This is a genomic window from Pseudomonas sp. 20P_3.2_Bac5, from assembly GCF_025466035.1.
Lineage (GTDB): Bacteria > Pseudomonadota > Gammaproteobacteria > Pseudomonadales > Pseudomonadaceae > Aquipseudomonas.
In genome coordinates, this window is sequence record NZ_JANLOA010000109.1 from 52,652 (window position 1) to 66,006 (window position 13,355).

At 65.8% G+C, this 13,355-nt stretch carries 10 protein-coding genes; 8 read left to right on the forward strand and 2 right to left on the reverse strand.

The genetic code is table 11. The features are described 5' to 3' along the window. The first annotated feature begins 53 nt into the window (after positions 1–53). The 7 genes from NTD88_RS20460 (at position 54) to NTD88_RS20490 (ending at position 10,461) form a co-directional block, all read left to right on the forward strand. Positions 54–2,822 carry a TonB-dependent receptor gene (locus NTD88_RS20460; protein ID WP_262155647.1) on the forward strand — a complete coding sequence of 923 codons (2,769 nt, stop codon included), beginning with the start codon at positions 54–56 and terminating at the stop codon, positions 2,820–2,822. 15 nt (positions 2,823–2,837) lie between these two features. Beyond that, positions 2,838–4,664 carry an ABC transporter permease gene (locus tag NTD88_RS20465; RefSeq protein ID WP_262155648.1) on the forward strand — a complete coding sequence of 609 codons (1,827 nt, stop codon included), beginning with the start codon at positions 2,838–2,840 and terminating at the stop codon, positions 4,662–4,664. A 2-nt stretch (positions 4,665–4,666) separates the two neighbouring features. Further along, on the forward strand, positions 4,667–5,839 hold the full coding sequence (locus NTD88_RS20470) for an ABC transporter ATP-binding protein (protein WP_262155649.1): 1,173 nt from the start codon (positions 4,667–4,669) through the stop codon (positions 5,837–5,839). Then, positions 5,836–6,957, forward strand: coding sequence for an ABC transporter substrate-binding protein (locus NTD88_RS20475; RefSeq protein ID WP_262129233.1), 1,122 nt, complete (start codon positions 5,836–5,838; stop codon positions 6,955–6,957). Before NTD88_RS20470 ends, NTD88_RS20475 begins: the two co-directional genes overlap by 4 nt. A 21-nt stretch (positions 6,958–6,978) precedes the next feature. After that, positions 6,979–8,028: an amidohydrolase family protein gene (locus NTD88_RS20480; RefSeq protein ID WP_262155650.1), complete on the forward strand. Its 1,050-nt coding sequence runs from the start codon at positions 6,979–6,981 to the stop codon at positions 8,026–8,028. A 13-nt stretch (positions 8,029–8,041) separates the two neighbouring features. After that, a complete protein-coding gene (locus tag NTD88_RS20485) occupies positions 8,042–8,569 on the forward strand; it encodes a DOPA 4,5-dioxygenase family protein (protein WP_095158666.1) in 528 nt (175 codons plus the stop codon). Positions 8,570–8,655: 86 nt separating this feature from the next. Further along, positions 8,656–10,461: an ABC transporter ATP-binding protein gene (locus NTD88_RS20490; protein ID WP_262155652.1), complete on the forward strand. Its 1,806-nt coding sequence runs from the start codon at positions 8,656–8,658 to the stop codon at positions 10,459–10,461. Between the two features lie 175 nt (positions 10,462–10,636). On the opposite strand, the gene NTD88_RS20495 is transcribed toward NTD88_RS20490, so the two are convergent. Further along, positions 10,637–11,728 carry an NADH:flavin oxidoreductase/NADH oxidase gene (locus tag NTD88_RS20495; RefSeq protein WP_262155653.1) on the reverse strand — a complete coding sequence of 364 codons (1,092 nt, stop codon included), beginning with the start codon at positions 11,726–11,728 and terminating at the stop codon, positions 10,637–10,639. A gap of 50 nt (positions 11,729–11,778) precedes the next feature. Between NTD88_RS20495 and NTD88_RS20500 the strand changes: the two genes are divergently transcribed. After that, positions 11,779–12,114: an ArsR/SmtB family transcription factor gene (locus NTD88_RS20500; RefSeq protein ID WP_262129230.1), complete on the forward strand. Its 336-nt coding sequence runs from the start codon at positions 11,779–11,781 to the stop codon at positions 12,112–12,114. Between the two features lie 7 nt (positions 12,115–12,121). Here the strand turns inward: NTD88_RS20500 and NTD88_RS20505 are convergent, their stop codons facing one another. After that, entirely contained in the window at positions 12,122–13,321 is a 1,200-nt protein-coding gene (locus NTD88_RS20505; RefSeq protein WP_262155654.1) for an MFS transporter, read from the reverse strand. Between the last annotated feature and the right edge of the window lie 34 nt (positions 13,322–13,355).

Here is a 13,355-nt window from a genome sequence, read left to right on the forward strand (position 1 = left end):
ACTGAAGCAGTTGCTCATGGAGGATTACATCTCCGTGAATAGTGAAATTCGAAATGCCGAAACAGACCCGCAACTTCGCCCTTGCCCCCCTCGCCTATGCGCTGATGCTGAGCCTCGCGGCAGTGCCGGAATTCGCTGCTGCCGAAGACAGCGCCAAAGCCGATCAGCACCGCGAGTACTTCGCCATTGATGCGGGCCCGCTCGCCGACACGCTGCTGACGATCTCTCACCAGACCCGCACCCCGATCTCCTTCGACCAGGCCTCGCTGGAAGGCTTGAACAGCCCGGCCATCCGCGGCGACCTCAGCCGCGACCAGGCCATCGAACGAGCCCTGCGCGACACCGGCCTGCAGGCCAACTACACGCCCAGCGGCGCCATCGTCATCAGCCTGGCCGGGGCGAAGCGTGCAGCGGCGCAACCGGTCAAAGCCCCCCGGGCGCACAGTGCGTCGCCGGCGGCGCAATCCGATACGACGCTGGCCACCGTGGTGACGCTCGGCACCCGGCGCCAGGACGTCACGGCGCTGAAAAGCCTGGCCCCCGTGGAACTGATCTCCCCCGAGCAAATCCAGAACACGGGTGCCGTCACGCTCAACCAGGCGCTGACCCAACTGGTGCCGTCGTTCAACTTTCCGCAGGGCCAGAACGCCTCCAAAGGCACCAGCGCGGTGCGCGCCGCCTCACTGCGCGGGCTGAGCCCCGCCTACACGCTGATCCTCGTCAACGGCAAACGCCGCAACCCCACCGGGCGCCTGTCAGGCGTCGATCCGTGGGGCGCCGATCAACTGGTGGAGCTGAACAACATTCCCATCAGCGCCATCGAGCGAGTGGAAGTCCTGCGTGATGGTGCATCGGCCCAGTACGGCTCGGATGCCATCGCCGGCGTTCTCAACATCGTGCTCAAGGAGCGCGACAGTGGCGGCGCCCTGCAGAGCCGCTATGGCCAGTACAAAAAGGGTGACGGCGAAACCCGCAACGCCAGCGGCTGGTGGGGCACCAGCCTGCCGGGCGACGGCTTCCTCACCCTCAGCGCCGATGGCCTGAGCAACAACCCGGTGGACCGCAGCGGCGTCGACCACCAGTACGTCAACGCCGGCCCGGCAGGCGACCTGAGGACTGGGCGCTGGGGCCAAGGCGGACGCGAACAGGGCTCGCTGCTGGCCAACGCCGAGCTGGGGCTGAACGACCAGGCCAGGCTCTACACCACGCTCAACTACGGCTACTCGAACAACATCAACGATGTGAACCCCAACTACGCAAGCTCGCGAGACAACATCAAGGCGATCTATCCCAACGGCTTTCAGCCGCGGGTATCGGAAAAGCGCTATGACCAGTCAGCGGTCGCCGGCCTGAAATACACCGACGACCTGCTCGGCAACTTCGACCTGTCGGTGTCCTACGGCAAGAACGAGGTCAAGGGTTACCTGGAAAACAGCCTCAGCCCGAGTTACGGCCTGGCCTCGGCGACGCACTTCTACCGCGGCGCCAGCGAGAGCAAGACCACCAACCTGGCGCTCGACTGGGACCACGACCTGGACTTCAGTTGGGCACCGTCGCCCTGGACCCTGTCGGGCGGCCTCGCCTACCGGCATGAAAACTTCGCCATCAACGAGATCGGCGACGAGCAATCCTGGGACTACGGCGGCGGGCTGATCCCCGCGGGACAACTGGGTGCCGGGCAGCGTGCGCGGTTTGGCGCCGTGGACATCGCCGGCATCAACCCGGACGACCTCGGCAGCCTGTCGCGCAACGTCTACGGGCTCTACGCGGGCCTCGAAGGTCACCTGACCGAAAAGCTCGAACTGGGCACCGCCTTGCGTGCGGAAAACTATTCGGACTTTGGCGATACGGTCAACGGCAAGCTCTCGGCGCGCTACACCTTCACGCCTGAGTTTGCCGTGCGCTCCACCTTCAGCACCGGCTACCGGGCCCCGAGCCTGGGCCAACTGTCGACCCAGACCACCACCTACACCGGTAACTGGAGCTTCGACGGCGGCGCGGCCGCGCCAGGTCGCACCCGCCTGTTTCGCCCTGGCGACAGCGCCGTGTCGGCCTTCGGTGCCAAGGCGCTGGACGCGGTAAAAGCCAAGAACCTGTCGCTCGGCTTCGTCTGGACACCGACCGATCGCACGTCCCTGACCATCGATGCCTACCGCATCGACATCGACGGCAACATCCTCGCGACCTCGACGCTGCAAGACCCCGCCAACAACAGCTCCACCGCCGTGCGCGACATCCTCGCCCAGGCCGGCCTGAGCGCCTTTACCGGCGCCTCGTTCTACACCAACGGTTATGACACCAAGACCCGCGGCGTCGATGCCCAACTCAAGCATCGCCTGGACTTGCAGGAACTCGGACGGCTGGATCTCGGCGCCGGTTTCAGCGTCACCGACACCAAGGTGAGCAACGTGAAGCAGGGCAGCGTGCCGACCCGCACGGGCACCACCCTGTTCACCCGCGATGTGCTGCTCAACCCGGAAAACGGCACACCGGAAAACAAGCTGATCCTGTCCAGCGACTACACCCTCGGCAAATGGGGCGTGAACGTCCAGGCCACCCGCTTCGGTGAGTACACCTACAACCACCCCACCCTCGCCAGCCAGGACCAGACCTTCAGCGCGCAATGGGTCGTGGACCTCGACGTGCGCTACCAGTTGACCCGCGAGCTGGGCGTGAACCTGGGCGCCAACAACCTCTTCGATACCTATCCCGAGAAGTACAAGTCGTTCAACCAGGTCAACGGCATCAACCGCTACGGCTTCATCGCCCCGGCCGGGGCGTCCGGCGCGTTCTATTACGTCGGCGTGAACTACCAGTTCTAAACGGGGAGCAGCAGCATGCATCGAGATATTCAGAGCGCCCCGCCGCCGCAGCGTTTCTTTATCCAGTTGGCGAGGCTGAGCGGACACCGGGCCAGCCCGCGCGCGCTGGTGAAGACCGCGTGGTTCATTCCCTTTCTCGGCCTGATCGCGGTGTTGTTCGTCTGGCCGCTGATCATGCTGGTGGTGGGTGCGTTCCGCAGCAAAGCGCCGTTTTTGCCGGGCGAGTGGACGGTTGCCGCGTGGCGAGTGGCGTTCCACAACCCCGGCATGCTCGCGGCGGTCTGGGCTTCGGTGAAGATCGCGCTGGTCAGCACCGCCGCCTCGCTGCTGCTGGCCATCGGCCTGGCGTTTATCAGCGAGCGCACCGACTTGCGGGTCCGGCGCTGGATCATGCCCAGCATGCTGCTGGTGTTCGTCACGCCCGGGATCTTCTACGCCATCGCGTTCACCCAACTGGCCAACCCATGGACCGGCCTGCTCAACGACGCCCTGCGCCACGGGCTGGGTATCGACACGCCCTGGCTGAATATCCAAGGCTGGTGGGGCATTTACACCGTCCTGATCCTCAAGAAGGTGGCGCTGACCTACCTGTTTATCGCCGGCGCATTCCGGGCGCTGGACAGCTCGCATGACGAGGCGTCCTACCTGTCCGGCGCCGGGCCGTTGCGCACCTTCCTGAGCGTCAATCTGCCCAGCCTCGCGCCGGCGCTGACCAGCGTCGCCTTGCTCGGGATCATTGCCGGCCTCCAAGTGTTCGAACCGATCCTGATCCTCGGCGGCCCCGACAACATCGTGGTGATTGCCACCTTGCTGCTGAACCTGCTGGGCGGTGGCGCCGGCCCCGCCGACTATGCCCAGGCGAGCATCCTGTCGAGCCTGTTCGTGGCCTTCGTCGCGCTGATCTACATGGGGCAACTGCGGGTGCTGGGGCGCAAGGGTTTCGTGTCGGTCAGCGGCAAGTTTTCCCGGGCCCGGCTGCTGCGCCTGCGCGGCCTGCGCGCCGTGATTTCCACGCTGGTCGTGCTGTTTCTGTTGGTGTCATTCGTCTTGCCGCTGGGGGCGTTGGCGTTCTCCTCCATCCAGCCTTACCCCGGGGTCTACAGCGGCTTGTCGCTGGCCCGCTACGCCAGTGTTCTGGAACAGCCGCGAGTGATCGAAGCGATCCGGGTGACGCTGGTGCTGGGGGTGATCGTCGGGGCCGTGGTCATGACCCTCGCGTTCAGCGTCGCCACCCTGGCCCGGCAATTGGGCCGCCGCAGCCAGGCCGCGCTGCGCTTCGCCACCCTGATTCCCCTGGCGATGCCCGGCGTGGTCACCACCGTTGCGATTTCGTGGGCCTGGCTGAGCATCCCGGCGTTCGCCCAGTTGTACGGCTCCATCTGGCTGGTGGCCCTGGCGCTGATCGTCACCGCCATGCCCTTCGCCAGCCAGATCGCGCTGTCGGCAACCTCGCAGATTGCCCCGTCGTTGTCCGAGGCCGCGCGCATGAGCGGCGCCGGGCCCGTGCAGACCTTCTTCGAGATCGTCCTGGCGCTCGCCGCGCCCAGCTTCATTGCCGGCTGGTTCATGAGCGCGCTGATGGTCTCCGGCAACCTGGAAGTGCCGCTGCTGCTCAAGTCCCCCGGCGTGAACACGCTGGCGGTCATCACCTACAACCTGCAAAGCGCCGGCGACTACAGCATGGCGGCCGCCCTGCTGATGGTGCTGATGGCCTTTTCGGTCTTCCTTTGGGGCGCGAGCCTTTTGACCCTGTGGGCCTTTCGCCGCGCACGTCACCTCAACAATCACCGCAACAAACAACGTGCCCTCGGTCTCACCGCCGGCACGTCGGGAGGCTTTTGAACATGAGCAGCGTGACCCTCAACCATGTACGCAAAGCCTTCGACGGGCGCGTCAATGCCATAGAACACCTCGACCTGCACATTGAGGACGGCGAATTCTTCGTCCTGCTAGGCCCCAGCGGCTGTGGCAAAACCACCACGCTGCGCTGCATCGCCGGCCTGGAAGAGCCCGACGCCGGGCAGATCCTGCTGGGTGATCGAACCGTGGCCGATACCCAACAGGGCCTGTTCGTCGCGCCGGAAAAACGCAACATCGGCATGGTGTTCCAGAACTACGCGCTGTGGCCGCACATGACGGTCAGGCAGAACGTCGCCTACCCGCTCAAGACCCGCACCCGCCTTGGCGATGAGCAACATCGCCAGGTCATCGAAGCGCTGCAACTGGTGGGCCTCGAAGGCTACGCCGACCGTTACCCGGCGGAGCTGTCGGGCGGCCAGCAGCAACGCGTGGCCCTGGCAAGGGCGCTGGTGGCCCGCCCGGCGCTGATGCTGTTCGACGAGCCGCTGTCGAACATGGATGCGCAATTGCGCATTCGCCTGCGTCAGGACTTGCGCCGCATCCATGACGAACTGGGCTACACCGCGGTGTACGTGACCCACGACCATGCCGAGGCCCTGGCGCTGGCTGACCGCATCGCGGTGATGAATGCAGGCAGGCTGGAACAGATCGGCACGCCCAGCGAAATCTTTCTGACACCGCGCACTCATTTCGTCGCTGAATTCGTCGGCTTCGAAAACCTTCTGCGCGGCCATATCAGCAAGACCTCGGGCGAGCTGGCCCACGTTGCTCTCGCCGGCAGCAACTTGCAGCTTGTCTCCGGCAACCCCGCCGGCCTCGCCGCCGAAACGCCGGTGTGGCTGGCACTGCGGGCCGCGCAGATCGTCGCGGTGCCGCTGGACCATCCGGTGCCCGACAACGCCACCCTGCTGACCGGCATCCTTTCGCAGGTCACCTATGCCGGTGACCGCTACCTCGCCCAGGTGGTGGTCGAAGACCGAACGCTGGCGGTCACCCTGGCGCTGGATGTCTGGGGCACGTCAGCGCACACCCGCGAGTCGGTGTCCGGGCGCTCCGTGCATGTGCTGATCCAGCCCGGCGCCGCCGTGGTGATGCCACGGGACGAACAGCCCTCGCACGACACCGCCGCCACACCCGCCGAGCGGGAGGCGGCATGAAGCGCCTGCCCTACAGCCTGCGCCTGACGCTGGTGGTCGCCGCCCTGGCCGGCGTGTTCGCCCTGGGCACCCGCCAAGGTGCATTCAGCGATGAGGAAGCGACCCAACGCACCCGCGAACTGACCGGCAGTGCCTCGCAACGGGCGGCGATGGAGTCGCTGTACCGCGAAGCGCTCAAGGCCGGCGAGCATCAGGTGGTGGTCTATCAGGCGGCCATGGACTACGAGTGGCAGCCGCTGTGGTCGAGGTTCGCCCAGGCCTTCCCCGGCATCCGGGTGACCTACATGCACCTGTCGCCGACCGCCGTGACCGACCGTCTCGACGTGGAGAAAGTCACCGGCGCGCACTACGGCGACCTGATCAGCCAACCGGTCAACGTGGTCATGGGCATCGCCGACCGCGGCTACCTGGAAGGCTGGCGTCCGCCGACCGCGGACGACCTGGATACGCGCTGGCACTACAAGGACCAGGTCTGGTTCACCTTCAACAAGGTCTACGGCCTTGGCTACAACACTCAGCGCGTTGGCGAGGAGTCGCTGCCGACCGACCTCGAACAACTGCTGGCTGACAAATGGCGCAACAGCTTCGAATACGGCGCACCGGGTGGCGGCGCGGGCACCACCGACGTGGCGTTGCTGCAACTGCTGGTGCAGCAGCGTATCGGCGTCGAGCAACTGACCGCCCTGCGTGATCGCGGCGGTGCCGGCGGCGCCCAGGAAGCCGGCGTCATCAGCCTCGCGCAGGGGCGCCGCGCATTGAATCCATGGGCCTACCTGCCGCCGCTGATGCGACAGCAGCGGCTGGGCGTACCCATCGCCATCGACTACCCGGCGGACTTCACCTTGCTGGTGCCGTTCGGCCAGGGGCTGGTGCGCCAGCCCGCCCACCCCAACGCCGCGCGCCTGCTGCTCACCTGGCTGATGACTCCCGACGCCCAGGCGCTGCTCGCCAGCGAGGCGTTCTCGCTGGGCAACATGCCGGACGCGCCACTGCCACCGGGCCTGCCCGCCCCGGCAGCGGAGCAGGCCCGGCACACCATGCTGAGCCCGCAGGAAACCGCGCGCGGCCTCAAAGAGTGGGTGCCCCGGCTACGGGCGCTCTGGCAACAAACCCTGTGAGCAACACTCAAGGAATTTCACATGCCTGAACCGAAGATTGACCTGCACAGCCACTGGTTTTCCCCCACCGTCACCCGCCTGCTGAGCGAGCGCCGCCAGGGTGTCCGAATCGAACGCGCAAGCTCCGGGCCGGTGGCCCTGGTGCGCGGCGTCGACGATGCCCTGCCGGCACGCTTCGACCTGGGACCGCAATGGTTCGACCTCGACCTGCGCCTCGAACACCTGGCCTCGGCGGGCATCGTTCACCAGCTCATCTCGTGGCCCACCACCCTGGGCGTCGACCCGCTTTCCGCGCCCGGCGAAGCGCTTGAACTGTGGCAGGCCTACAACAAGGACCTGGGCCAGTTGGTGCGTGAGCATCCCGCCCGCTTCTCTGCCGTGGCCGCGCTGTCCACCTCGGACATCGGCTGGTCCGTCGACGAGTTGGCCCGCGCCCATGAGCAGTGGGGCCTGATCGGCGCCGTGCTGCCGGTGAACGTGTTCGCCTCCAGCGAAGCGGCGGCGCACATCCGGCCACTGCTGGTCGAAGCGCAAAAACACCGCTCGCACCTCTACCTGCATACCGGCAATGGCCACGCCAGCATCAGCGGCCAGCCGCCCGCGCCTGACGCCCGGGATATCGCGGCCGTCCGTTCGGCGGTCGCCACCGCCAGCGGATTCGCCAACGCGGTGTTCACGCTGCTGTTCACCGACCTGCTCGACGAGTTCCCGGACATCACCGTGCAGTTCGCCATGCTGGGTGGTTCCGGCACCTTCGCCAACCTGCTGGAGCAGTTCCTCGCCGCGCCGGAACGCTACGGCGCCACCGACCTCCGCAAGCGCCTGGCACGCCTGACGTTCGACACCGGCGCCGCCGGCCGCGGCACTGAAGCCATCACCCATGTAGCCCGCGTGCTGGGCCACGAGCACATCGTGTTCGGCACCGACTATGCGCCGTTCGCCGACACCCGCGAGGTGATCGAAAACATCCGGCGGACCCCGCTGGATGCCGCCGCGCAACGCGACATCTTTTTCCACAACCCCGCCCGGCTGCTGCGCAGCAAAGGCGTGAACCTGACCGACCTGACCTGATCGAGAGCCCATCATGACCGTGACCACCCAACGCGTTGCCGTACCCGATGTCCCCGCCGAAATCGACGAAATCGTCGCCTGGCACAGCCACATCTACTTCTCCGAGGACACCCGCCACATCGCCGAGCGCCTGAACGAAGAACTGCAGGACCGCTTCAAGATCTGGGACTACCGCTGGCTGGATCAATCCAACGGCCTGCACCCGACGCCGATGTTCCGCTTTGCCCTGCTCAAGGAAGATTTCGAGCGCTATGTGTACTGGATTCTCGAAGCGCGCCAGGGGCTGAGCGTGTTGCTGCATGCGATCACCGAGAACGTCTACATCGACCACTCCTACCTCACGCTGTGGTTCGGCAAGCAGCTCGACCTGGGGCTGGACGGCATGCGCGAAAAAGAAGCGCAACGCCTCGCCGGCGAACCGACCGAAGTGAACAGCGTGCTGCTGGTCGGTCAGCAACGTCACCTTGCCGGGACGGTGCGCTACCGCCCGGGCGATGACACCTACAAGACCCGCGACTGGCCCGCGCCGAAACTGGCCTGACCCTCACTGAAAGCGCCAGCCCTCCCGCGAGGGCGGCGCTGCCTGCCAGAACCGGTCATCCGGCCTGTTTGAATCCAAGGACTTCCATGACGTCGACCACGGTTCCCGACTCGCATATCCCCACACTGGCTTCGAGTCCGTTTCGCTTCACCCTGCAATTCGCACGGCACTTTCTCGGTTGGTATTTGCTGATCGTGACCCTGCAAATCCTCTCCTCGGCCTGCGGCGTCACCGTGTCGCTGGCGCTGGGTCAGGTGGTCGGCGCGCTCAGCCACGACTTTTCCGGCCCGCGCGACCTCAATGCCGTCTGGCCGCCGCTGATCCTGTTCGTGGCGCTCAATCTGGGCGAACTGGTGTTTGGCCGCGTCGCCGGTTTCTGCCGCGTGCACGTGGCGCCGCTACAGCGCACCCGCGTCACCGCCCACCTGTTCGCCTACCTGCAACACCACTCCCAGCGCTACATCGGCAGCAACTTCGCCGGCTCCCTGGCCAACCGCATCTCGGAAACGTCGATGGGCGTCAACATGACCCTGTGGGCGCTGATCTTCGACGTGATGCCGGTGCTGGTGACCATGGCCGTGGCGGTGATCATTCTCGCCGGCGCCAGTCCGTTGCTGGCCGGCTTCACCTTCATCTGGTCCATCGCCTTCGTGCTGCTGTCCTATGTGCTGGCGCGCCGTTGCCAGCCATATTCCCGGCTGTTTTCCGCCGCCCGCAGCGAAACCACCGGCCGCGTGGTCGACGCCGTGAGCAACCTGACCGCGGTGCGCCTGTTCGCCCGCATCGGCTTCGAACGGGCCCACCTGCAGCAATTCCTCTCCCGCGAAGTTGACGCCGCCCGACGCGCCTGGGGCTTCAACGAAAAGATCGTGCTGTTCCAGACCAGTGCCTCACTGGTGCTGAAAATCGGCCTGCTGGGCTTTGCCCTGTGGCAATGGCGCGAGGGCGTGATCGGCGTGCCCGAGTTCGTCATGAGCACCACGCTGTCGTTCGTGGTGATCGCTGAAGCGCGCAACATCAGCCGGCGCTTTCTCGACCTGTTCGAGTACTTCGGCAACATCGAGAACGGCGTGCGGACCATCGTCGTGCCCCATGAGATCGTCGACAGCGACCAGGCACGCGACATCCGCATCGCCAAGGGCAGCATTGAAATCCGCAACCTCAGCTTCGGCTATCAGCCCGGCCAGGTTCTGTTCCACAACCTCAACCTGGTGATCCCGGCCGGACAGCGGGTCGGCCTGGTGGGCTATTCGGGCTCCGGCAAATCGTCGCTGCTCAACCTGCTGCTGCGTCAGTACGATCCGCAGCAAGGCGTGATCAGCATCGACGGCAAAGACATACGCCAGTTCACCCAGCACTCGCTGCATTCGCAGATCGGCCTGATCCCCCAGGAACCGGGCCTGTTCCACCGCAGCCTGCTGGACAACATCCGCTATGGCGATCCAGATGCCAGCGAGTCGGCGGTCGAGTCCGCGGCGCGGCAAGCCCATGCGCACGACTTCATCGAGAAAATGGACAAGCGCTACCACTCGCTGGTGGGTGAGCGTGGCGTGCGGCTGTCGGGCGGGCAACGGCAACGCATCGCGATCGCGCGGATCATCATCAAGAACGCGCCGATCCTGATCATGGATGAAGCGACCGCGAGCCTCGACTCCATCACTGAGCAGGCCATCCAGGACACGCTGACCGACGTCATGCGCGACAAGACCGTACTCGTCGTCGCCCACCGCCTGTCCACGGTGGCGCAACTGGACCGGATTCTGTTTTTCGATAATGGACAGATCATTGAAGACGGTTCGCACGATGAACTGCTGTCGCGGCCCGAGGGTGCGTATCGACGGCTATGGGAGCGTCAGGTGGGGGGTGTGTTGCCGCTGCATGCGGTGGGGTGATCTTTGGGTTTGGGCTTGGGTTTTGTGAAGTTACGGGCGGCATCTGGGCTGGCGCATCGTCCTTCGCGAGCAAGCTCGCTCCTACAGCAGCGGTGTCGCTTTTGTAGGAGCGAGCTTGCTCGCGAGGGGTTGCGTGCCAGCGATAGACGCCGGCAGGCAGGTCGTGCGCTCGAACTCAGCGATAACGCTCAAGCCAATGCGCGTAAGGCGCCGGCAAGGTCCACGACGCCTTCTCCACGCCCAATTCCTTGGCCGCGAAATAAGCCCAATGCGGATCGGCCAGATGAGCGCGGCCCACCGAGACGATATCCAGTTGGCGCGAACTCACCGCCTCTTCCGCCAGTTGCGGCGTGCCGAAGCCCCAGGCGGAGGTAACCGCCAGGCCGCTTTCGTCACGCACACGGCGGGAGATTTCACCGAGGAAGGCCGGGCCCCACGGGATATTGGTTTCAGCAATGGTGAAGCCGACGCTGACGCTCAGCAGATCGAGGCCACCGGCCTTGAAGCGGCGGGCCAGTTCGATGGATTCGCTGAGGGTCTGCTCGTCGCGACCGTCGTATTCGATCACACCGAAACGCGCGGTCAGCGGCAGGTGCTCAGGCCAGACTTCACGCACGGCAGCGAGGGTTTCCAGCAGGAAACGGCTGCGGTTGTCGAAGCTGCCGCCGTAGGCGTCGGTGCGTTGGTTGGAGTGTTCGGAGAAGAAGCTTTGCGCCAGGTAACCGTGGGCGAAGTGCAGTTCGATCCACTCGAAGCCGGCTTCAAGGGCGCGACGGGCACCGTCGACGAATTCCTGTTTGACCCGGGCGATGTCGTCCAGGGTCATTTCCCGCGGTACTTTCGGCAGGTGGTGACCGAAGGCGATGGCCGACGGCGCGATGGTCTGCCAGCCACGGGCGTCGCCTTCGGCGATATGGTCGTCACCTTCCCACGGGCGGTTGGCGCTGGCCTTGCGGCCGGCGTGGGCGATCTGGATGCCCGGCACCGAACCCGCGGCCTTGATGGCCTTCACCACCGGCACGAACGCCTGGGTGTGCGCGTCGCTCCAGATACCGGCGCAACCGGGGCTGATGCGGCCTTCAGGCGCCACGGCAGTGGCCTCGACCACCACCAGGCCGGCGCCGCCACGGGCCATGCTGGCGTAGTGAACGTGGTGCCAATCGTTGACGATGCCGTCTTCGGCCATGTACTGGCACATCGGTGGAATGGCGATGCGATTGCGCAGGGTGAGGTCTTTCAAGGTGTAGGGTTGGAAAAGTTTGGACATGCAGGAGGCTCCGACAGGTTTTGATACGATTGTTCGATAGTATTCGAACTATGGCATTTAGTGAAGCCTCCGTTATCATCAGCACCATGCGCGCCTACAAACACCCCGACCCCAAAGACTTCGTACTCGAACGTATCCTCTACGCTCTGAGTGACCCTGTTCGCATGGAAATCGTTCGCTGCCTGGCCAGTGTCACGGAAGCCACCTGCGGCGAACTCGACGGCGGGCGACCGAAGTCGAGCATGTCCCATCACTTCCGTGTGCTGCGTGACGCCGGCCTGGTGCAGACCCGTTCGGTCGGCACCACGCATATGAACTCCCTGCGCCTCGACGCGCTGGACGGGCGTTTTCCGGGGTTGATCGGGGCGATCCTGTCGCACAAGTGAGGCGGGCTCAGGCCGGCGCCGTCTGACGCTCGCGCAACCGCCAGTACCCCAACACCGCCACCAGCAGCACCGCGCCGCCCGCCGCCAGCGCCACCGTGAAACCAGCCTGCGCCCCGCCCTCGTCCAGCACCTGCCCGGACAACGCCGCGCCCGCCGCCACGCCGACATTCAAACCAGCCAGCAGCCAGGTCATGCCTTCGGTCAGCCGCTGTTCGGGCACCACCCACTCCACCAGCGACATCGCGACGATCATGGTCGGCGCGAAGAACAACCCCGCCACCAGCACGGCGATGACCAGCGCCGGAATACCGCCAACCAGCGACAGCGGCACCGTCGTCGCCGCCGTCGCCAGGCCGCCCAGCAGCAACAGGCGGTGCAGCGGCTGATTCAGCCGCAGCGCGCCAAACACCAGCCCCGCCACGCACGACCCCAAGGCGTAGGCCGACAGCACCAGGCTCGCGGCGGCCGGTTGTCCGAGTGCCGCGGCGAAGGCGACGCTGACGATATCGACCGTGCCGACGATCACGCCCATGGCCACCATCAGCAGCGTCAGCAGCCGCACCTCGCCCAGACCAATCACCGAACCGCTGTCATGCCCCGCCTCCTCCGCCGCCAGCACAGGCGGCTCGCTGCCGCGCTGCGCCACCAGCGCCAGCACACCGATCACCAGCAACAGCGCTGCCGCCAAAGGCCCGGCCTGCGGGAACCACGCCACACACAACCCCACCGACAGCGGCGGTCCGGCGATAAAGCTCACCTCATCCAGCACGGTCTCCAGCGAATACGCCGTCTGCAACTGCGGCTGCCCGCGATAGAGCGCCGTCCAGCGGGCTCGCACCATCGCCGACAGGCTCGGCATGAAGCCGCTCAGCGCGGCGCCAAGAAACAGGCTCCAGTCACCCAGCGGCCAGCCGCTACCGAGCAGCAACAAGGCCATGCCCAGCACGCTGATCGCGGTCGCCAGCGGCAACACCCGGCGCTGCCCGTAGCGGTCCACCAGCCGGGAGATCTGCGGCGACAGCAGCGCGTAGGTCAGCACGAAGGTTGCCGACACCGCCCCGGCCAGCGCATAGCTGCCGCGCAGTTGCGCCAGCAGGGTGATGATGCCGATGCCGGTCATGGGCAACGCGAGGCGCGCCAGCAGCCCGGCCAGGACAAAGCTCCGGGTACCGGGGTGGTCAAAAAGTGATCGATAAAGGTTGTTCAATTTCGCGCTCCTTGGCATCTCGCGCTTGCCATTG

Coding starts and splice junctions, on each gene's coding strand:
- NTD88_RS20460 (WP_262155647.1), top strand. CDS start 54: ATGCCGAAACAGACCCGCAACTTCGCCCTTGCCCCCCTCGCCTATGCG.
- NTD88_RS20475 (WP_262129233.1), top strand. CDS start 5,836: ATGAAGCGCCTGCCCTACAGCCTGCGCCTGACGCTGGTGGTCGCCGCC.
- NTD88_RS20500 (WP_262129230.1), top strand. CDS start 11,779: ATGGCATTTAGTGAAGCCTCCGTTATCATCAGCACCATGCGCGCCTAC.
- NTD88_RS20490 (WP_262155652.1), top strand. CDS start 8,656: ATGACGTCGACCACGGTTCCCGACTCGCATATCCCCACACTGGCTTCG.
- NTD88_RS20480 (WP_262155650.1), top strand. CDS start 6,979: ATGCCTGAACCGAAGATTGACCTGCACAGCCACTGGTTTTCCCCCACC.
- NTD88_RS20495 (WP_262155653.1), bottom strand. CDS start 11,728: ATGTCCAAACTTTTCCAACCCTACACCTTGAAAGACCTCACCCTGCGC.
- NTD88_RS20485 (WP_095158666.1), top strand. CDS start 8,042: ATGACCGTGACCACCCAACGCGTTGCCGTACCCGATGTCCCCGCCGAA.
- NTD88_RS20470 (WP_262155649.1), top strand. CDS start 4,667: ATGAGCAGCGTGACCCTCAACCATGTACGCAAAGCCTTCGACGGGCGC.
- NTD88_RS20465 (WP_262155648.1), top strand. CDS start 2,838: ATGCATCGAGATATTCAGAGCGCCCCGCCGCCGCAGCGTTTCTTTATC.